The 19,284-nt window shown below is 48.6% G+C and carries 22 protein-coding genes; 20 read left to right on the top strand and 2 right to left on the bottom strand.

From position 1 onward, the window contains the following. The first annotated feature begins 54 nt into the window (after positions 1 to 54). Positions 55 to 726 carry a Crp/Fnr family transcriptional regulator gene (locus tag KE531_07475; GenBank protein ID MBR9953466.1) on the top strand — a complete coding sequence of 224 codons (672 nt, stop codon included), beginning with the start codon at positions 55 to 57 and terminating at the stop codon, positions 724 to 726. A gap of 390 nt (positions 727 to 1,116) precedes the next feature. Here KE531_07475 and KE531_07470 read toward each other — a convergent pair whose 3' ends face one another. Beyond that, positions 1,117 to 1,782, bottom strand: a complete 666-nt coding sequence (locus tag KE531_07470) for a helix-turn-helix transcriptional regulator (GenBank protein MBR9953465.1) — start codon at positions 1,780 to 1,782, stop codon at positions 1,117 to 1,119. A 132-nt stretch (positions 1,783 to 1,914) separates the two neighbouring features. On the opposite strand from KE531_07470, the gene KE531_07465 reads away from it, so the two are divergent. The 7 genes from KE531_07465 (at position 1,915) to KE531_07435 (ending at position 6,275) form a co-directional block, all read left to right on the top strand. Further along, on the top strand, positions 1,915 to 2,103 hold the full coding sequence (locus KE531_07465; protein MBR9953464.1) for a hypothetical protein: 189 nt from the start codon (positions 1,915 to 1,917) through the stop codon (positions 2,101 to 2,103). Further along, entirely contained in the window at positions 2,100 to 2,666 is a 567-nt protein-coding gene (locus KE531_07460; GenBank protein MBR9953463.1) for a hypothetical protein, read from the top strand. Before KE531_07465 ends, KE531_07460 begins: the two co-directional genes overlap by 4 nt. Continuing rightward, complete coding sequence (locus tag KE531_07455; GenBank protein MBR9953462.1) at positions 2,654 to 4,129, top strand: DNA primase; 1,476 nt, start codon at positions 2,654 to 2,656, stop codon at positions 4,127 to 4,129. The genes KE531_07460 and KE531_07455 overlap by 13 nt, the downstream gene beginning before the upstream one ends. A gap of 206 nt (positions 4,130 to 4,335) precedes the next feature. Next, the gene (locus KE531_07450; GenBank protein MBR9953461.1) at positions 4,336 to 4,572 is read left to right on the top strand and encodes a hypothetical protein; all 237 of its coding nucleotides are present in this window, start codon (positions 4,336 to 4,338) and stop codon (positions 4,570 to 4,572) included. Beyond that, on the top strand, positions 4,569 to 5,096 hold the full coding sequence (locus tag KE531_07445) for an ERCC4 domain-containing protein (protein MBR9953460.1): 528 nt from the start codon (positions 4,569 to 4,571) through the stop codon (positions 5,094 to 5,096). The genes KE531_07450 and KE531_07445 overlap by 4 nt, the downstream gene beginning before the upstream one ends. Positions 5,097 to 5,184: 88 nt before the next feature. Further along, on the top strand, positions 5,185 to 5,529 hold the full coding sequence (locus KE531_07440; protein MBR9953459.1) for a hypothetical protein: 345 nt from the start codon (positions 5,185 to 5,187) through the stop codon (positions 5,527 to 5,529). A 440-nt stretch (positions 5,530 to 5,969) separates the two neighbouring features. Next, positions 5,970 to 6,275: a hypothetical protein gene (locus KE531_07435; protein MBR9953458.1), complete on the top strand. Its 306-nt coding sequence runs from the start codon at positions 5,970 to 5,972 to the stop codon at positions 6,273 to 6,275. A 905-nt stretch (positions 6,276 to 7,180) separates the two neighbouring features. Here KE531_07435 and KE531_07430 read toward each other — a convergent pair. Further along, complete coding sequence (locus tag KE531_07430) at positions 7,181 to 7,393, bottom strand: helix-turn-helix transcriptional regulator (protein ID MBR9953457.1); 213 nt, start codon at positions 7,391 to 7,393, stop codon at positions 7,181 to 7,183. Between the two features lie 375 nt (positions 7,394 to 7,768). Between KE531_07430 and KE531_07425 the strand changes: the two genes are divergently transcribed. The 12 genes from KE531_07425 to KE531_07370 all read left to right on the top strand — a co-directional run bounded on the left by KE531_07425 (position 7,769) and on the right by KE531_07370 (position 19,160). After that, entirely contained in the window at positions 7,769 to 8,101 is a 333-nt protein-coding gene (locus tag KE531_07425; GenBank protein MBR9953456.1) for a hypothetical protein, read from the top strand. A 152-nt stretch (positions 8,102 to 8,253) separates the two neighbouring features. Then, positions 8,254 to 8,601, top strand: coding sequence for a hypothetical protein (locus KE531_07420; GenBank protein ID MBR9953455.1), 348 nt, complete (start codon positions 8,254 to 8,256; stop codon positions 8,599 to 8,601). Continuing rightward, a complete protein-coding gene (locus KE531_07415; protein MBR9953454.1) occupies positions 8,591 to 9,028 on the top strand; it encodes a hypothetical protein in 438 nt (145 codons plus the stop codon). The genes KE531_07420 and KE531_07415 overlap by 11 nt, the downstream gene beginning before the upstream one ends. Positions 9,029 to 9,248: 220 nt before the next feature. Further along, positions 9,249 to 9,434, top strand: coding sequence for a conjugal transfer protein (locus tag KE531_07410; GenBank protein MBR9953453.1), 186 nt, complete (start codon positions 9,249 to 9,251; stop codon positions 9,432 to 9,434). A gap of 14 nt (positions 9,435 to 9,448) precedes the next feature. Beyond that, the gene (locus KE531_07405; protein ID MBR9953452.1) at positions 9,449 to 10,567 is read left to right on the top strand and encodes a site-specific integrase; all 1,119 of its coding nucleotides are present in this window, start codon (positions 9,449 to 9,451) and stop codon (positions 10,565 to 10,567) included. 226 nt (positions 10,568 to 10,793) lie between these two features. Next, the gene (locus tag KE531_07400) at positions 10,794 to 11,306 is read left to right on the top strand and encodes a QueT transporter family protein (GenBank protein MBR9953451.1); all 513 of its coding nucleotides are present in this window, start codon (positions 10,794 to 10,796) and stop codon (positions 11,304 to 11,306) included. Positions 11,307 to 11,480: 174 nt separating this feature from the next. Continuing rightward, positions 11,481 to 12,446, top strand: a complete 966-nt coding sequence (locus KE531_07395; GenBank protein MBR9953450.1) for a LysR family transcriptional regulator — start codon at positions 11,481 to 11,483, stop codon at positions 12,444 to 12,446. A gap of 188 nt (positions 12,447 to 12,634) precedes the next feature. Next, positions 12,635 to 14,032 (top strand): YfcC family protein, encoded by a 1,398-nt coding sequence (locus KE531_07390; protein MBR9953449.1) that lies wholly within the window; start codon positions 12,635 to 12,637, stop codon positions 14,030 to 14,032. 12 nt (positions 14,033 to 14,044) lie between these two features. Then, complete coding sequence (locus KE531_07385) at positions 14,045 to 15,244, top strand: amidohydrolase (protein MBR9953448.1); 1,200 nt, start codon at positions 14,045 to 14,047, stop codon at positions 15,242 to 15,244. Positions 15,245 to 15,377: 133 nt separating this feature from the next. Beyond that, a complete protein-coding gene (locus KE531_07380) occupies positions 15,378 to 16,760 on the top strand; it encodes a UDP-N-acetylmuramate--L-alanine ligase (protein ID MBR9953447.1) in 1,383 nt (460 codons plus the stop codon). Positions 16,761 to 17,032: 272 nt separating this feature from the next. Continuing rightward, complete coding sequence (locus KE531_07375; GenBank protein ID MBR9953446.1) at positions 17,033 to 18,178, top strand: DnaD domain protein; 1,146 nt, start codon at positions 17,033 to 17,035, stop codon at positions 18,176 to 18,178. Then, positions 18,165 to 19,160, top strand: a complete 996-nt coding sequence (locus KE531_07370) for an ATP-binding protein (GenBank protein ID MBR9953445.1) — start codon at positions 18,165 to 18,167, stop codon at positions 19,158 to 19,160. The genes KE531_07375 and KE531_07370 overlap by 14 nt, the downstream gene beginning before the upstream one ends. Positions 19,161 to 19,284: the final 124 nt, after the last annotated feature.

The following is a 19,284-nucleotide window of genomic DNA, read 5'->3' as shown; positions in this document are numbered from 1 at the left end:
GTACTATGATAAATTCGATATGTCTGTTGAAAATTCAACGAATGGAGAGAAGAGATGAAAGATTTTATCCATACAGCGCGCGGGTCGCTGCTGTTTTTGGGCATTGCGGAGACGGAAATCCGGGAAATGCTCGGCTGTCTCGACGCGAAGGTGAGGGAATTTCGCCGGGAGGAGTTTATTTTCCGGGAGGGAGACGCGACGGAGTCGATGGGGCTCCTGCTTTCCGGGAAGGCGTTTGTGATCCAGGAGGACTTCTGGGGGAACCGGAACATTGTATCCACGGTCACGGAGGGACAGACGTTTGCGGAGACGTTCGCCTGCGCACCGGGGGCGGTTATGACAGTGAGCGTCATGGCGGAGGAGGACTGTACCGTGCTGTTTTTGAATGTGAAACGGATTCTCACCACATGTTCTTCGGCCTGCGCCCACCACAGCCGGATCATCCGGAACCTTCTCTCAGATCTGGCTGCAAAGAATCTGGCTTATAATGAAAAACTGACGCATATCACGCAGCGGACGACAAGGGCCAAGCTGCTTTCCTATTTTTCCGCCGCCGCCAGGAAGAGCGGGAGCGTGGAATTTGACATCCCTTTTTCCCGCCAGCAGATGGCCGACTACCTTTCCGTGGAGCGAAGCGGGCTTTCGCTGGAGCTTTCCAGGATGCGGAAAGAGGGGCTGATTGACTTCCATAAAAACCATTTTGTGCTGAAGAGAGACAGGATGTGAGGCCATTTTCAAATAGCTCTTGCTATTTGAGAATGAAGATGCTATACTGAGACGGTTAAAACGCCGCCGGAGCGGGGACGTCAATGGGAAACGGCGTCCAGCCTGGCCGCGGTAAAAACAAAAATAAGGTCAGAAATCTCCTGTAAATGCAGGGAATTTCGCATCTATGACCGGTGTGTTCGAGACCTTCCACACCTAAAACAAAACTTTGAAAGCAGTACATTTACCATAGTTTATCATAGTTTAAGAAAGCCCGGAAACATCGCGTTTCTAGGCTTTTCTTTTTATCGTGGTTTAATATTGTTTATGCAAAGTGGTACTAAAGTGGTACTGTCTTAAAAGGTATTCACTCGGCTCTGCTACAACATAAGCATTAATACTTATTTGGTATTAACTATGTTTGTACCTAGAGCGGATTTCTGCCCTTTCTTTTTCGTACATATCTTCTACAATTTCTACAAAATGTTTTTGGGCGTCCCATAAAGCTAAAGGCTGGGAAGTATCTAACTCCTTTACTAATGCTCGCTCAAGGGAACAAATTAAATCATAGCGTTCCTTATCCTTTTCCGTATAATTCTTATAATTTGTATGAAAGTCTGCCATTTCTAGATCTATCCTGTTTAATATTTTTATGCAATGAAGCAAACTTTTTCTATATTTTTTTATTCTATCAATAGTTTCGTATTCAAATTCTTTAGAGCAAAGGAGGCGATCTATAATTTCTAAATCTTCACTATGACGTTTGAATTTTTTTAGATTATTTATCGCTGCTTCTGATAGCCCTGTTACTTCTGCTATGTCTGCATTAAGCCTTGTTTTATAATCATACTCACAAAGAAGATAACCAAGATCACACTGAAACGGAACGCAGAGGGTGCATAGTACATCAAGTGGTGGCATTTCTTCTCCCTTTTCCCATTTAGCAATAGTTTGTCTTTTTATTCCTCTATAATTATGCTCCCTAATATAGTCGCTTAATGCGTCCATGCTCTTAAAGCCGGCTAGTTTTCTTTCTTTTTTCAGACGGTTTCCAATCGCTTTAATATTGTACCTCAAAATTAACAAAAATCCTCCATTAAAATTGTTTTGATTAAATTATGGTGGCATACAATATCATTTTAACATGATACCATTTAAACATCAAGGGAACACAATAAATTACAACAAACAAATGAAGGGAGAATTTTAATGCTGGAAAATAACAAAACAAGGCTTGTAGATTTAGCGGCGTGGATGGCATACACAGGGTTGGGAAGAAATACGGCGATGAAATTCGGAGAAAGTCTTGGCTGCCGAGTACGAATTGGACGCCGGGTGCTGTATGACCTTGCTGTCGCAGATAGAGAGATTGATAAGTTGCATGAGGCCAGACAATGAGCGAGATTTTCAAGGCAGTAAATGAAAGCCTGTCAATGGTAGATGTGGCCCGCCATTTTGGATATGCGCCGAACAGAGCCGGGTTTATCAAGTCACCCTTCAAGGAGGAACGAACAGCCTCTTGCAAACTCTATCCCCGGTCATTCTATGATTTTTCATCGGGCATGGGCGGCGATATTATCCGTTTTGCCTCTGCCGTTCTGGGTTTGAACAACTGGGAGGCTTGCCGTTATCTTATCGAAGCGTTTTCCCTTCCCTTCTCTTTATCAGGTTCAGCAGATAACAGAGAGCAGATACAGCGGAGGCAGCGGGAACGGCAGAAGCAACAGGAGAAAGAACAGAGATTTAGAACGGCGTGGGTGGCAGAGGTGGACAGGCTTAAGACCTGGGAGAGCATTTACCAGCGGGCCATTGAAGGAAAGATATTCCCGCCTTTGTCCGATCTGCAGGCGTTCACGGTCGGAGAACTGCAGAAGGTGTCTTATAAGCTGGATGTGCTTTGTATATATGGCGGCAGGCGGGAGCAGGAAGAACTTTTGACGGAAAGCGGGTGGACATTATAAAGCGCAGGGTATCAAGTGACCTGATAGAGAAAGCGGCTAAATTGCAGCCGGAGCAGTACGAATTGAGCGACAAAGGAAACGCCCGCCTTTTCGCTGATATGTACCGGGATTGTTTGCGGTATAACTCAACCGCCAGAGAATGGTTTTATTACAACGGGCAAAGGTGGCAGCAGGACGCAGGGGGAATGATTGCGGAAAATAAAGCGAAAGAGTTATCGGACATTCTATGCGCTTATGTGAACCGGATTGAAGATGAAGCGGTCAGAACAGGCTATATGAAGCACATAGCGAAGCTGGGGAGCCGCCGGGTGCGTAAAACTATGATAGATGATAGCAGGGACTTGAATTTCATTACAAATGCCGATATGGACAAGGACTTGTATTTGCTTAACTGTCAAAATGGTGTTCTGGATTTGAGAACATTTGAATTTAAACCCCACTCCCCGGATTTTCTTATGGCGAAAATGGCACAGGTGACATACAACCCTGCTGCCGATAGCGTAGAATGGGAGAAATTCATCAATGCAGTTTTGCAGGATAATAAGCCCAAAATACGCTATGTGCAAAAATTATTCGGATATTCATTGACAGGCGGAACGAATGAGGAATGCTGTTATCTGTTTTATGGGGCCAGTACCAGAAACGGGAAAAGTACCGCCGTGGAAACTTATGCCTATATGTTGGGGAATACAGACGGCTATGCCTTGAATATGAGGCCGGAGACGCTTGCACAGAAGCAGAATACAGACAGTCGGCAGGCGTCCGGGGATATTGCAAGGCTGGACGGGTGCCGTTTCTTAAATGCCAGTGAGCCGCCAAAAAGAATGATTTTCGATGTGGCATTATTGAAAACCCTGCTAGGCCGGGACAGCATAACAGCCAGACATTTACATCAATCGGAATTTCAATTTGTGCCAGTCTTTAAACTGTTTATCAATACGAATTATTTGCCCCTGATAACGGATGATACTCTATTCACTTCCGGGCGGCTGAATGTGATTACTTTTGACAGACATTTCAAGCCGGAGGAGCAGGACAAGGGCCTGAAAGACAGACTGAAAGAGCCGGATAATTTAAGTGGCCTGCTGAACTGGTGCATTGAGGGGCTGAAAGCGTACTATGCAGAGGGAGCAATACCCCCGGAATGCGTGACTGCTGCCACGGCTGAATATCGGGCAAACAGTGACAAGATAGGGAATTTCATTGCTGAATGTCTGGAAGAATCGACAGAGAACAGCACAATAAAAGAGGTCTATGAGGAATACATAACATGGTGTAAAGACAATGGATTTGGATCAGAAAATAAGAGCAATTTTATGGCAGAGATGAAAGGCAAGGGATTATATGCGGCCAGGGGGACAGTAAGAGGAACTACATGCAGAAATATTGTCTTGAGGCATACTGTAGCAGCACATGACTTTGAACCGGTTGGGAAGCAGGATAAAGAACTCCCATTCAGATAGCTAGACGGAGGAAATGTGCATTTTGTGCATTTTTTATGTAAGCCTCTTATAGAAGTGTTTTTTAAGAAGTCTCATAAATTTTACACATTTTGCACATTACCTCAAAGAAAGCCAGTAAAATCACGGGTTTCAGGGAATATGAATTTTCCTTCTTATCAGGTCTATCAAGAAATTTCAGGAGCCAAAACAGAAAGGAAGGTGCGGAGGTGGCGGCAACAAATAAGGAGATGTCCACGGAGTTTCAGTATTTCGGGGATGTCTGGACATTCTTCAAGAAATATTATCATGTGCGCCCGGATGATGATTATTGGGAGGCGGTCGTGGAAGAAAGCAGCGCCATTGTGCAGAAATACAATAATTTGCCATTGTGTAAAGATTTGGTTCTGGCGGTCATTGGCGAGTTAGAGCGTAAGGAAAAGGCTATGAGGGGGCAGAGGACGTGAAGCGGTACAGATTTTCGGTTGAGGACATAAAGAAGCTGCTGAAAAGTATGGTTGTACTGGTAGACAGCCGGGAAAAGAAGAACGGCCATATTCTGGAGTATTTCGCAAAGCAGGGCATAGCCTATCAGGAAACGAAGCTGGACTATGGAGATTACAGCTTTTATATTCCGGCAGAGGCAGCAGGCGAGGACATATATTTTCATCGGGATATTGTGATAGAGCGAAAGGGCAGTTTGGAAGAATTATCCGGCAATCTGGCGCAGGAGCGGGAGCGGTTTGAAAAGGAATTTTTAAAGGCCGGGAATGACGGTTGCAAGGTTTATCTGCTCATAGAGGCCCCCGGCGGCTACTCTGATATTATCGGGCATAGATACCACACAGAGATGAAGCCTGCTGCCTTTGCGGCCTCTTTGAAAACATGGGAACATCGTTTCGGGGCGAATGTGCAGTTTATTGATAGGCAGTATAGCGGCTACCTCATAGCCTCTACATTTCAGTATTACGCACGAGAAACATTAAAATAGCCCCTCTGCCGGGAGCAGGCGAACTCAACAGCAGCAGGGGCGGCGATCTGGCCTATTTCGATTATACGGGATAGGAGAACGGGACGCAATGCAGGAAATCATATTGGAGCATAGAAAATATGCAAAGGGGAAATATCTGCGGATTGAATTTGTCACGGTGGAATGGGACAGGGGGCGCAGGGCCTTTTCTGCTATGGTTATGTTTCATCGGACACGGGATAGACAGGACAATAAGCCGCTGGGAAGTATCTTATATGCGAATAATGCGGAAACGCTGGCGAAAATGCTTCAGGAATATAATTTGCTCTATCCCGTCCGGGAAGAAACGGTGATAGGAATACCAGAGCCAGGGGAGGAAATAAGGTGCATTTCACATACTGGTTATGCTCATGCCCGTGTGGAGGACTTACGGAAACCTACGGATTGCCCCTAAATATCCCTAAAGCAGCAGGAAACGGGCCGGGGGAACCTGAAAAAACCTAAGATATTTCCGGGGTAGAACGTGGAAAAACGGGGGAATTTGGATATATAGAACCTGTCAAAACCTGCCTTTTCTGGGTATGAGAACCTTACAAAACCTTACATATTCTGCAAATAGGCCGGGAACTTAGTAAAACTTAGATGTTTAGTAAAATTTAGTACGGGGTTAGTGGCAAATAGTTGCAATGGCGGCAAGATAGGCCCTTTACAGCATGGCTTCTTCTATCAGGTAGGTCCTTTATTGCAGCAGGAAACGGAGCGGATCAGGAGTTTATGGACACGATACGCGCGGGAGAAAATGCGCAGAATTGCACACAAAAACGAATTAGTTTACACGATACGGGCGCAGGGAATGAACCCGGAGCGAACGCCGAGAAAAAGGAGATTTTGAGCATGGGAAAATATCATCAATCAAAGTATGAACAGGAAGTAACCATAGGCTTTAATGCGGCAGAGGGTACAGCGGAGATTTACACGGCAGACCCTGTATGGATTCGTAAAATGGACAAGCTGGTGCAGCAGAACCCGGAGCAATTCAGGCCGGGGAAGGTGGAAACCTATCAAGGGGAGATTGTGGCGAAGCGGTACACATTCCCTAAAAGGCTTATCTCTATCAGGTCAAAGGAAAGACGGTTGACGGAGGAACAGCGGGCAGAACTGGCGGCAAGGTTCAATAGAGGGGAGCGGGACGGCGTTTAAGCTGAAAAATCCCCTGTGGAATGGGGAGCGGAGACATTGAAAATAATTCAATGGAGAATTTATAGGACAGAGGGATAAAAGCGGTATTTGCCAGCACAGACAGGGAAAACAGAATAATGTGATTGAGAAGCCGGAAAGAGTGTGCTATACTGGCAATACGGAAAGTCAGAGCACATAAAGGCGGCCTACCCTCCCATTTCGGAGGGGCTAACCCTCCAGACGAAAGAAAGGAGGGCAAGCCAATGTATGTTACATATCAGGACTTGGTTCAGATTGGAATATTCATTGTAGCCCTTGTAAGTCTGCTTTATCAGATATTCAAGGGAAGAAAATAGCCGCCCACTACTCGCAATAGTGAACGGCTGTGAAAAACAGTTGTCGTAATTATTTGAGGGTAGGCCGTGTGTCTCTGGCTTTCCCCTTTTCTATTATCAATATAGCACATCTGGCGGCGGGGTGCAAGAGAAAAGCCCGATTTTGAGACACCAATATGAAATTTTGAACAGTCAGGCCCCGCCTCTGTCCTCTCCTACCTGATAAGGGACACCCACACTGGATAATCCGATATTGGACAGCCCGGCGGCTCGTCATGCGGGAGAGTTCGCCATGTGTGGCGAGTAACCACAGCAGCAGGACATATTTTCCCATATCTGGAAAGAACTTTCCCAACAAGTGGGGAATATATGACGCTTTTCCGGGGTGCTATTCCTTATTAGGTTATCCCTTGGTTATGGTTTGGTTATCCTTTGGTTTCCAGAAAAAGCAATAGGTTATTGGATAAAGCAAAATAAGCAAATGGTTTCTGTTTGTCGCTTGCCTGTCACCTGATAGAGAGGAAAGGGCGGGAAAGCCGCTTAATTGCTGGCGTTGCACTGTGTCGCTCCTGTGTCGATTGAGTGCCGGGGTTATTCCTTATCAGGTATATACTCCATTAAGTCTCCCGGCTGGCAGTTTAGATATTCGCACAAATTACTGATTGTACGTGTGTCAATAATTCCATAGCCTTGTTGCAACTTTTTTATGGTTTCAGTGCCTACAATTTTATCTTTTCGCAGACTATAAAAAGTTTTCCCCCGTTCTGTGAGCAGATTTTCTAATTTATGGAAACTAATTCCCATTTACACACCTTCTTTCTTTTGGATAATGGGGGCGGCTCAATAAAGAGTCTCCTTCTCCACCTTACACTGATATTATAGCATTTGTCACGTACTAAGTCTAGTGTGATTATGCACAAAGATAGTGCGTCACATACGTACTAACTTTAGTGAAATAGTCAATAGACACGTACTAGAGTTAGTGCTATAATATAATCACAAGGTAAGGGAAAACAAAATAAAACAGCGAAGGTGGACGGGAGTACCGAAAGGGAAAGCAAGAGTACCACATAACACAGGGAAACAGGATAAGAGAGATTGAGATGCCGCAGAAGCCGCTAGATGTTTAAAGCCTGCCTGGGCTGTTGAGAACCCTACCGGGAAAGGAGTTTAAGAAGCATGAAGTACAATTTGAGCAAAATCATGTTGAGAGCATGGAAGATTTACCGGGAGAGCAAGGAACTTTCTTTCGGGGAGTGCTTACATCGGGCATGGCTTTCCGCAAAGGCAGAGGAAGTCAACGCAAAGAGGATTGAGGCGGCAAAGGCCACGGCGGGGGTTGAGGAAGAAACCAATACATGGAGCGGTTGGAAGAAGCTGGGCTATGAGGTTATCCACGGGAGCAAGGCCCTGTTTGGTGCTGATCTGATATGGGGCAGCCGGGGAGACGGAGCCATTTATAAGGCCCGGTTCTTTGGACGGTCACAGGTTCAGGAGTTGGCAACGGCATAAAGAAAAGGCCCTTACAGAGCGGCAACTCTGACAGGGGCCAGTAACCCGACAACCTAGCAAATTGGGGGTATGAGGCTAGTATAGCATGGCCTCTGCCCCTTGTAAAGAAAGAGGTAAATAAATTGCATAGTCAAATAGAACTTCATGGAGCCATGAGAGAGGCTATCCGTTTAGGAGAGTATGCTAATTATGAGGAATACACGTTCTGCCGAAGAATGGCTGATGTTTACGGCTGCATTCCGTTGCAAACAAACGGAGATAATCTGTATAAATTTCTTTCAACGCTTTACCATTATGGCAAAGTGCAGGGAATACGACAGGAGCGGGCCAGAAAACAAAGACGGCAGAAGGTGAACCATGAAGTTGAAGAAATAGCCTGGGAGCTGGCGGGCAATCCTCTGCTTTATCAGGTCATGAAAACAGCGGCAGGGCTTAATTCTGTGGAACCGCTGATACAGGCGGCGAACTTCTTGAAAGGGGCAAAGAAGAATGAAGATTGACGATATTAAGATTTTTTCATGCTTTGAGGCACACCCGCCGAAGCAGGAGAAAATGGAGAGCAAGGAGCAGTATTTCAGGGAAACGGGATGTTTACAGTCTGAAATCATTTTGGACGGGGCCGGGAACCTGATAGACGGATATACAAGCTATTTACTGGCAAAGGCCCACGGGCTGGTTTCTGTCCCTGTCAGGTATGGCCGCAGGCAGATTATAAGGGCTTCTCACAGGAGAGGCGGCAAGATGTACGCCTGGGAGTTACCGGGGCTTCTGGTGGGCCGTGTGAGTGTCGGGGAAAAGCTGATTGTAGGGACTTCCAGAGGGCTTAGAACGGTTACAGTGGCAGCGGTTGAAGAATATGCCGGACAGGAGCCGGAACCGCTTAGAATGGCGATTAGAAAGCCCAGAGCCAGAAGGGAGGCGGCATAATGGCAGCGGGAGGCAGACACGGGAGCCTTGCAACGGACTGTATAGCAGAGGCCGGACGGGAAATAAGACAGCTTAGAAAGCTGCTATTCCTGTCACTGGTGGTAAATGTGGCCCTGTCCGGGGCGGTAATTGTGGCAATCGTGTTGAGGTAGAGTAAAGACGGCGGCGGCCCTTATGGGACTGCTGCCTGCTCCCATACATGGAAAAGGCGGTAAAGATGATTGATAAGAACGGCTTTATAATATGCCCTATATGTAAGGGCAAAACGAGGCAGAAGGCCACACAAGAAACGTATCTGAAGAATTTCCCGCTGTTCTGCCCGAAGTGCAAGTGCCAGAGCATAATAGACCTGATAGAAGGAGAAGTCACGGTCAAGGAAACAGCATATAGGCAGACAAAGGAATAGAAAGGCGTGATTTTATGGCGATAGATAAGCGAGGAAGAAAACTCCCCAAAGGAATACAACAGCGGTATGATAAGTTTGAGGGGCGCTTTCAGTATCAAGGGAAAAGGTATCTCGTACATGGCGATACGGTCACGGAAACCCAAAAGGCCATGAATGAACTGCGGTACAAGCTGGAACACGGCGCATTTGTGGAAAAGAAAAAGGTGGTTCTGTCTGAATGGTTCACAACTTGGATGGAGCAATATAAGAAAAACAGGGTAAAGGCCGGGACATACTACAATTACAAGAAGTATTTCGACAGCATGATAAAGGGACGGCTGGGAGATAAAAAAGTTTCGGATATACGAGGCGAACATATTCAGCGGTTTTACAATGATTTGGAGAAGGAAGGCTATGCGCTTTCTAGTATCAAAATTGTATCCGCTATCCTTAATGGGTGTATGCAGCAGGCCGTTAGAAATGGGCTGATTGAACGGAACCCGGTCAAGCTGGCGGAACTGCCGAGGCAGAAAGAGAAAGGAGCAAGGCAGGCTATGACGAAAGAACAGCAGGCGCTTTTCATGGAATATGCAAAGGACAGCTATTTGTACAATCTGTTTGCTGTTATGCTGCGAACCGGCATGAGAAACGGGGAAATAAGAGGCTTAAAGTATTCGGACGTAGACAAGAAAAAGAATGTGATTCATGTACAACGCACACTGAAATACATAGAGGGCCGGGGATATTTTGAGGATACTCCTAAAACTCGAACATCCAAAAGGGATATACCATTGACTGCTGACTTGGTGGCGCTACTGGACGCACAGCGCAATTACTGGGGCTTTAAAGTGGAACGGCTAGACCGTTACCTATTTTGTAACGAGAAGGGGGAACCTTTAAGCCGGGACAGGCTACAGGCAGAAATAAACCGGATTGTGAAGCGCATTCAGGCAGAGGGACACGACTTCCCACGGATTACGCCCCACATCTTCCGGCACACATTCGCCACACGGGCCATAGAGGCAGGAATGCCGCCCCAGGTATTAAAAACAATCCTAGGCCATAGCTCCCTTGCTATGACGATGGACTTATACAGTCATGTACTGCCAGACACGAAAGCGGCAGAAATGGAGAAGATTGCAGGAGCATTTTAAGAGGGGCGGCGGCCTCTCTTTTTTGCGCTCTGATACCTGATAAATGGCAAAGTGGTACTTTTCTGGTACTTGCTTGACAATTTACCTTTCCCATGCTATTCTATGCCATGTTGAAAAGCCCGCTAAAAATAAGGTCTATAGGGCTTGCCGCCGATTCCCGGCGTAAAATGAATCGAGTGTTCGAGACCTTCCACTCGTAAAACAAAACTAAAGGAGACAACGAAACATGAAAACCAACAAGTCAGACAGAAACCCACTGTACCTGATGGTATATGGTGCTGCCATTGCAGCCATTTATATCATCCTGTTTATGCTCTTTGAGCCAATCGGCTCCGGCGTCATCCAGTTTCGGATTTCCGAGCTGCTCTGCGTCATGCCGTACTTCACGCCGGCGGCGATTCCGGGCCTGTTTATCGGATGCCTGATCTCTAACCTGCTTGGCGGCGGCGTTCCGATGGATATCATTGGAGGAAGCCTTGCGACGTTAATCGGTGCCGTCGGTTCGTATCTGTTAAGGAAGAACCGCTATCTCGTATCGGTGCCGCCGATTGTGTCCAACATGCTGATTATTCCGTGGGTGTTAAAATACGGCTACGGAAGCGATGCGATGATCTGGTTTTCCACGATCACCATCGGAATCGGGGAATTCCTTGCTATCGGCGTTCTGGGGCAGATTCTTCTCGGTGTCCTTGAAAAATATAAGGGCGTTCTTTTCGACAGCCGGGTGCTGGCAAGATAAAACATATATGCGGACGGGAAACCTGCAAAAAAGCGGGTGCCCGTTCGTTTTTTATGTGTTTGAGTCTGTTCCCGGAAAAAATATTCCGGGATAGACAAATATTATATTCCATCAGAAATTTCTTCCCTCACACACCTTCTTCTATTATAATAGAAAGGACTGGGAGGAAGAAAAGTGAATCTTGAAAGCTATAAATATTTCATTGCAGCAGCGGAAGAATTAAATTTTACGAAAGCCGCGAAACGTCTTTACATGACGCAGCAGGCCTTAAGCAAACAGATCGACAAATTGGAGAAATGTTACAATGCCCGTCTGTTTAACCGGGAGCCACCCATGAGTCTGACTCCAGCGGGAGAGTGCCTATACCGTCACATGTGCCGGATTTTGGATGATGAAAGGCAGATGCGGAGCGAACTAGACAGTATCTTAAAAATCAGCCGCCTTCGGCTTATCATTGGCGTTTCCTACTACCGAAGCAGCGTTCTGCTCCCAGAACTTTTGGCGGAATATCATCAACAGTGGCCGGAGGTAATGGTGGAGATCCGGGAGAATAGCCTATCAAAAACTGTGGAGGCATTAAAGCTTGGAAAAGTGGATCTGATGTTTGGCTATGAAGAGCCAGAGGATCCGACGCTTGTATCGATACCGGTTCTAAAAGAGTCGGTGGTGTTTGTGCTGCCGAAGGTTCTGGCGTCCCAGTACTTTTCCGGAAATGAGCTGGATGAAATGAAGAATCGTGAATCTGTATCTTTAAAACAGTTTGCAAAATGTCCATTTGTGCGGCTGGTTTCTAATTCCTGGCTTGGAATGCTGTTTGATAAATGCTGTGAAGAGGAGGGCATTGCGCCCCACATCGTTCTGGATTCCAGCAGTATTTTTACAATGCTTTCCTGTTGTGTCCAGGGCATCGGCGCTGCGCTTGTACCGAGGCTATATTTAAAAAATTTGACGGAGGAACAGAGAAAGAGCGTCCATGTATTCCGTTGGGATTATCCGGCTGCCAGCAGCAGTGGGGCTATTTTATATTTAAAGAGCAGCTATCTTTCAGATGCGGCCAGGGAATTCGTCGAGACAGCCAGAAAAGCATGTCAGACTATGAGCCGGCCGGCAGAGGATTGCGGAAAAAAGAATATTGTATAAAATGCATGAAAAAACGGTTGTACGGTGCGATAAAAATGTTGTTTGTGCCTGTAAAAGATTGCATGTATAGTTATATAGGAAGATTTCATGGCAGTTCTGACCGGACGGCCATGAAATACAGAATACGCCCCGGCAGTCGGGAATGGGCGTTCCTTTGCCGGAGGCAAGCAGTCTAAAGGAGAAAAGAAATGAAGGAAGAAACAGCAAAAAAGAAAAAAGCACCGATGAGCATGTGGAAAATTATTCTTATTGTCATCGCTGCCGTCTACATCATGTCGTTTTTGATCCCCTCCGGTTCCTATGAACGTGATGGAACTATGGCGATTCCCGGTACTTACCAGCAGACAGACAAAATATACTTAAACCCGGCCGAAGTCATCCTGGCTGTCGGAGATTTGACCTACACCACTTTTGGCAAGTTATTTGTAACTCTCATCATCATGGGAGGCATGATGGGAATTGTAAATTCCACGGGTGTTCTTGATCGTGCCCTTGGGAATATGATTCATCGACTGCGGGATAAAGCTCTCGTTATTATTCCGATTTACATTTTTGCAACGGCGCTCTTGGGCTGTGTCGGTTCTATGATTTCGACGGTTGTTTTGTTTGTGCCTTTAGGAATCACCATTGCAAGGCAGTTAAAAGCCGACCGTATTTTTGCCGTCGGGCTTGTCATTCTGGGTTCTTTTACTGGTTTCATGACGTCACCGATTAACCCGTTAACAGGCGTCCTTGGTCAGGAAATCGCAGGCCTCGCGCCATATTCAGGAGCAGGTCTCCGCACGATTGTAACCATTGTAAATCTTGCCGTTGTCTCCGCATACCTGATCTTCTGGGTAAAGCGCTGCCAGAAAAATCCTGATGTTTATGAGAAGAACTTCGGAGACGGCAGCGATGCAGCAGAGGAAGCCGCTGTTCCAGGCGCAGAAAACTACCGTCCTATGACGGCCCGTGAGATTGCCATCCTTGTAATTTTCTTTGGTGCCTTCATCTTTTTCGCGGCAGGCGGCCCGACTCTGGGACTCGGAATGACCGAGCTTGGCTCCATCATGCTGCCAGTAGCATTCATCGAGGGAATCCTGGCCCATTATGATATCGACGAAACCATGAAACGGTTCGTCCGTGGAACGCAGGACATGTGCGGCGTGATGGTATTCATGGTATTAGCGTGTGTGATGAGTGTCATTCTGAATAATTCCGGGATTCTTGACACGATTGTTTACTATATTTCCATACCGCTGGGCCATTTAAGCAGCTCCTTTGCGGCAGTCGGCATGTTTATTGCCAATGCGCTCATTAACTTTTTCATCAACTCCGGTTCCGGTCAAACGGCGGTCATGATGCCGATCATGGCTCCACTGTCCGATGTTATCGGTGTAACACGTCAGATGGCAGTACTGACACTTCAGTATGGCGACGGATTTACAAACCTGTTTGCGCCGACGAGCGTAAACCTGATGGCCTGCCTTGCCATGGCAAAGGTAGACTTAAAGAGTTGGTACAAATTCCTCACGCCTTGTTATGCAATTTTGTTCGTTATCATGGTGATTTCAATTTTTGCCGGTACGGCAATCGGATTCCACTAGGAGGTAATGACTATGAACATTTCACAAAAGGTCCGGCTTCTGTCGGACGAGCTGGAGCAGCACACCTTGTCGCTCCGGCACGAGATCCACGAAAACCCGGAGCTCTCTTTCCACGAGTTCAAAACGAGTGCCCTCGTGAAGCGAGAGCTGGAGCGCATCGGCGTTCCCTATGAGGAAAGCCCCGTAAAGCCCGGGATCATTGCAACCATTGACAGCGGAAAGCCCGGGAAATTCCTGCTTCTCCGTGCGGACATGGACGCTCTGCCGATTCAGGAGAACACAGGCCTTTCTTTTGAATCGAAAGTTCCAAACGTCATGCATGCCTGCGGCCATGACATCCACACGTCCAATCTGCTGGCTGTGGCGGAGATTTTAAACCGCACGAAGGACGAATGGAGCGGTAAGGTGCGCCTCGTCTTCCAGCCGGCGGAAGAAAACGGCGGAGGCGGCCGCGAAATGATAAAGGCCGGGCTCATGGACGAGCTGCCGGACGCCTGCTTTGCGCTTCATGTGGAAAACGGCGCAGCCGGAAAACTCATGGTGGGAAAGCGTTATCTGACGGCGTATTCCGATGGCTATACCATCACCGTACATGGAAAAGCGGCCCATTCCTCGACACCGGAGGAAGGCGTGGATGCCGTGTACATTGCGGCATCTATCGTGACAGCGCTCCATGGGCTTGTTTCCCGGAACTTGTCCCCGATGGCGCGGGCAACCTTAAACATCGGCGTCATTCACGGCGGGACAGCCCCCAATATCATCGCGGACGAGGTGACGCTTAAACTTATGATGCGGAACCTTTCCAAGGAGTCCAGGGAGGCCATGATTGAAAAGATCGAGAAAATTTCCGTGGGAACCGCAGAAGCCCTGGGCGGAAGCTGCGACCTGGAGTTCCATGCCGGCTATTCGGCTGTCTATAATGACGAGAATTTTTCGGATTTCGTGGCCGATACCTTCCGGAAATATTCCGATGGCATTTACGAGGAGCTTGGCGGCGGCCGTCCGGAGGACTGGCTCGTGACAGGCGAGAACCCGCTTCTCGGGGCCGAGGACTTCGGATTTTATTCGGAGAAAGCGCCGTCCTGTTTAATCTGGGTCGGTGTGGGCGGAGACGCGCCGAAGCACAGCCCATGTTTCCATGTGGATGAGCGGTACATCAAGCTTTGCACGCGCGCCATGGCCACAGTGGCATTGGAATACCTGACAAGATAGGGAACGCCCCAAAAGCAGAGAATCTATGGATTTTCTGCTTTTTTTGTGTTATCATTAACAGGAAATCCAAAGGCATTTTGACTGCTTGCAGGCGGGAAACGAAGGTTTTCTGCCCCTATGAGAGGAGAACAGTATGTATCATATAGATTTTAATAAGCCGTGCCGCGTTCATTTTATCGGTATCGGCGGCATCAGTATGAGCGGGCTTGCGGAAGTCCTGCTGGAGCGGGGATTTTCTGTCAGCGGTTCGGACGCGAAGGCGTCGGAGCTTACGGAAATGTTAAAGGAGCACGGGGCAGAAATTTTCATCGGACAGCGGGCGGAAAACATTGGAAGCGGTATCGACGCTGTTGTCTACACGGCCGCCGTCCATGCCGACAACCCGGAGTTTGCCGAGGCAGAGCGTCAGGGGCTCCCGATTTTAACGCGGGCAGAGCTTCTCGGCCAGATCATGAAAAATTACAGGACGGCCATCGCAGTTTCCGGAACCCACGGAAAGACGACGACCACGTCCATGCTGACGGAAATCCTCCTGGATGCCGGAATGGATCCGACGATTTCCGTGGGCGGGATTTTAGACTCCATCGGCGGCAACATCCGCGTGGGCGGCCAGGAGCTTTTCGTGACGGAGGCCTGCGAGTACACAAACAGCTTTCTTTCGTTTTACCCGACCATGGGGATTATTTTAAACGTGGAGGCCGACCATCTCGATTTCTTTAAGGACATCGACGACATCCGGCACTCGTTTTGCCGTTTTGCCGGCCTGCTCCCGGAAGACGGAACGCTAATCATAAACAGCGACATCAAAGACTATGAAAAGCTCTGCGAAGGCCTGTCCTGCAAGGTGATTACCGTGGGCCAGGATCCGGAAAAGAGCCGGTACAGCGCAGACGAAATCACCTTCGACGAACATGCCTGCGTCTCCTACCGTCTTTTAGAAAACGGCGTTCCCCAGGGTGAAGTGGCGCTTGGCGTCCCCGGCATGCATAATGTGTACAATTCCCTGGCGGCCATCGCCGCCGCAAGGGAGCTTGGCGTTTCCATGGAAGCCATAAAGCGCGGCCTTCTTAAATTTTCCGGCCCCCACAGGCGGTTCGAGAAAAAGGGCGAGATCGGCGGCGTGACGGTTATCGACGACTATGCCCACCATCCGCAGGAAATCTCAGCCACGCTTTCTGCGGCCGGGCATTACCCCCACCGGGAGCTGTGGTGCGTGTTCCAGCCCCACACTTACACGAGGACGAAGGCGCTCATGGATGAATTTGTGCAGGCGCTCTCTGCGGCCGACCATGTGGTTCTGGCGGAGATTTATGCGGCCAGGGAGACGGACACTCTGGGAATCAGCTCCGAAAATCTGGCGGAAAAGCTGCGCGCCATGGGAACGGATGCCCATTGCTTCCCGACTTTTGACGATATCGAAACATTTCTTTTAAAAAATTGTGTCAACGGCGATTTGTTGATAACTATGGGTGCCGGAGACATAGTAAAAGTGGGCGAAAGACTGCTTGGACAATAAGTTATCCACATTATCCACATAGTTTTCAACAATCTGTCGCGGAAAGCTATGTGGATTTTTTGATTTACATAACAGAAACCGGCATGTATGCCAAAACGCTGGAAAAATAAGGGTTTCGACATAATTTGCGTTTTTTCCCGCTGTTATGTCACATAGTTATCCACATTATCCACCATGTCCACAATCGAAATTGTGGATTATTCCGGCTATTTCCTTTTCGCGGAACCTGTGTTATGATGGAAGCGGAAGGAAATACAGAGGGTGAAACAGAGATGGGCTTAGGGCTTAAAAACGGCCTTGCCGTACATGTGACGGCGGTGCCGGATGAATTTATAGATGAATATATGGCGGCGGCAAACGGGGAGTATGTGAAGGTGTATCTGTATCTTCTGCGCCATGGTGCGGAAGAACTTGAGATCTCCCGGATTGCAGATGCCTTGAACCACACGGAAGCCGATGTGAGGCGGGCCCTGGCTTACTGGCAGCGGGCCGGTGTTTTGGCGGCGGATGACGGCGGCGGAAAGAGAAACGCGGAAGCCGAAAACGGGCTTCCGGCAAAGGACAGGGCATCGGAAGATGTCCGGTGGGCCGGCAGCGCGGATAAGGCAGATGCGGCAGCGGCGGAGAGCGCGGCGGCGGACTTTGGCGCACCGCTTTCCGATATGCCCCAGATCCCGGCTGTGCCGGCAGACCAGGCCAAGCGGCTGGAGCGGCTTTCCGGGGATGAAGAGTTTTCCACGCTTTTATACGTGGCGCAGCAGTATCTCGGGAAAATGTTTACACCGGTGGAATGTGAGAAGTTTGCATATTTTTATGATATATTAAAGCTTCCTGCCGAACTTCTGGAATATCTGGCGGAATACTGTGCCCAGAACGGCCATACCAGCATCCGCTATATTGAGAAAGTGGCCTTAAACTGGTACCAGACCGGCATCCGCACCAGGCAGGCGGCCGAGGACTACACCACGCGGTTTTCCAGGGACATCTCCTCAGTCATGAAGGCGTTCGGCTTAAGCAGCAGGAACCCGGGCACAATGGAAAAGGATATCATGAAAAAATGGTTTTACACCTACGGCTTCGACCGGCCGCTTGTGCTTGAGGCCTGCAACCGCACCATCAAGGCGACCCAGACGCCGAGCTTCCAGTACGCGGACAAGATACTCACCGGCTGGAAGGAGAATGGCGTCAGAACCATGGGCGACGTGGAAGAGCTTGACAAAAAGCGTCAGCTTTCCAGGACAGCGGACAGGGAAAAGGCCGCCGGGAAGGCATCCGGCGCGAGGACACAGACGGCGCGTCCGGCGTCCGGCAACCGGTTCCACAATTTTGAGGGGCGCAATTATAATTACGATGAAGCAATCTGGGCCGATATAAGAAAGCGGCATAAGAAAGGAGAGCCGGGCGATGGCACTGAGTAATTCGCAGTACAATGCAGTCATGAGAATTTATAACCAGCGCCAGTTCTTAAACAAGCGGGAACAGGACGCCAGGCTTTCGGAGGTTTACGGGAAAATCCCGCAGATCGAGGCCCTGACCGATGAGATTGCTGCGGATATGGCGGAGGCCGGGCGCTGCCTGATAAAGGGCGACCGGGCCGGCGCAGAGCGGCTTAAAAATGAGGCTGCGAGGTTAAAAGAGCAGAAGCTTCTCTATCTGAGGCGAAACGGCTACCCGGACGACTACCTGGACATGCACTACCGCTGCCCGGACTGCCGGGATACCGGCTACGCTGACGGGAAAAAGTGCCATTGTTTCCGCAAAATGGAAATTGACATTCTCTACGACCAGTCCAATATCCGGGAGGTTTTGGAGCGTGAGAATTTTGATACTCTGACCATGGAATACTATGACAGGGAGCGGATTGACGAAAAGACGGGCATGACAGTCTACGATTACATGTCCGAGGTGATCCGGGAGTGCAGGGAGTATGTGGAGCGGTTTTCCGAAGAAAAAGGCAGCATCCTGTTTACCGGGGATACGGGCTGCGGGAAGACTTTTTTAAGCAACTGCATTGCCAGGGAGCTGATTCTGCGGTGTTTTTCCGTTGTCTACCTGACTGCCACGGATCTTTTCGATATTCTTTCGGAAAGCCGGTTTTCCAGGCGGGAGGAGCAGGAAAGCTCTGACCGGGCCGCATACATCCTGGAATGTGACCTGCTTATTATTGACGATTTGGGGACAGAGCTGATCAATACGTTCACGTCGTCCCAGTTATTTTACTGTATCAATGAAAGGCTGAACCGGAAAAAGGGGACGATTATTTCCACAAATCTGACGCCGGGCCGCCTCCAGGATGAATTTACGGAGCGTGTGGCGTCGAGAATTTTAAACCAGTATAAGATCCTGCCTCTTCTGGGGGATGATGTGAGAGCCTTGCGCCGCGGATATCGTTTAGGTTGACATATTCCGGCGTTGGTGATATAAATATTCCTGCCGCAAGGGGCGAAGGCGCCTCGGGGGGAATGGCAGGGCGGCGGCGCTGTCCTGTATGTAGCGAATGTGTGACACAAGATGGAGGAAACAA

It is taken from the genome of Eubacteriaceae bacterium Marseille-Q4139 (assembly GCA_018223415.1).
GTDB lineage: Bacteria > Bacillota > Clostridia > Lachnospirales > Lachnospiraceae > CABSIM01.
Note: the sequence above shows the minus strand (reverse complement) of the source record. Positions and strands in the feature narration are given on the sequence as shown.

Coding starts and splice junctions, on each gene's coding strand:
- KE531_07440 (MBR9953459.1), top strand. CDS start 5,185: ATGCAGGAAATCATATTGGAGCATAGAAAATATGCAAAGGGGAAATAT.
- KE531_07460 (MBR9953463.1), top strand. CDS start 2,100: ATGAGCGAGATTTTCAAGGCAGTAAATGAAAGCCTGTCAATGGTAGAT.
- KE531_07400 (MBR9953451.1), top strand. CDS start 10,794: ATGAAAACCAACAAGTCAGACAGAAACCCACTGTACCTGATGGTATAT.
- KE531_07475 (MBR9953466.1), top strand. CDS start 55: ATGAAAGATTTTATCCATACAGCGCGCGGGTCGCTGCTGTTTTTGGGC.
- KE531_07405 (MBR9953452.1), top strand. CDS start 9,449: ATGGCGATAGATAAGCGAGGAAGAAAACTCCCCAAAGGAATACAACAG.
- KE531_07375 (MBR9953446.1), top strand. CDS start 17,033: ATGGGCTTAGGGCTTAAAAACGGCCTTGCCGTACATGTGACGGCGGTG.
- KE531_07465 (MBR9953464.1), top strand. CDS start 1,915: ATGCTGGAAAATAACAAAACAAGGCTTGTAGATTTAGCGGCGTGGATG.
- KE531_07415 (MBR9953454.1), top strand. CDS start 8,591: ATGAAGATTGACGATATTAAGATTTTTTCATGCTTTGAGGCACACCCG.
- KE531_07370 (MBR9953445.1), top strand. CDS start 18,165: ATGGCACTGAGTAATTCGCAGTACAATGCAGTCATGAGAATTTATAAC.
- KE531_07390 (MBR9953449.1), top strand. CDS start 12,635: ATGAAGGAAGAAACAGCAAAAAAGAAAAAAGCACCGATGAGCATGTGG.
- KE531_07380 (MBR9953447.1), top strand. CDS start 15,378: ATGTATCATATAGATTTTAATAAGCCGTGCCGCGTTCATTTTATCGGT.
- KE531_07430 (MBR9953457.1), bottom strand. CDS start 7,393: ATGGGAATTAGTTTCCATAAATTAGAAAATCTGCTCACAGAACGGGGG.
- KE531_07420 (MBR9953455.1), top strand. CDS start 8,254: ATGAGAGAGGCTATCCGTTTAGGAGAGTATGCTAATTATGAGGAATAC.
- KE531_07425 (MBR9953456.1), top strand. CDS start 7,769: ATGAAGTACAATTTGAGCAAAATCATGTTGAGAGCATGGAAGATTTAC.
- KE531_07435 (MBR9953458.1), top strand. CDS start 5,970: ATGGGAAAATATCATCAATCAAAGTATGAACAGGAAGTAACCATAGGC.
- KE531_07385 (MBR9953448.1), top strand. CDS start 14,045: ATGAACATTTCACAAAAGGTCCGGCTTCTGTCGGACGAGCTGGAGCAG.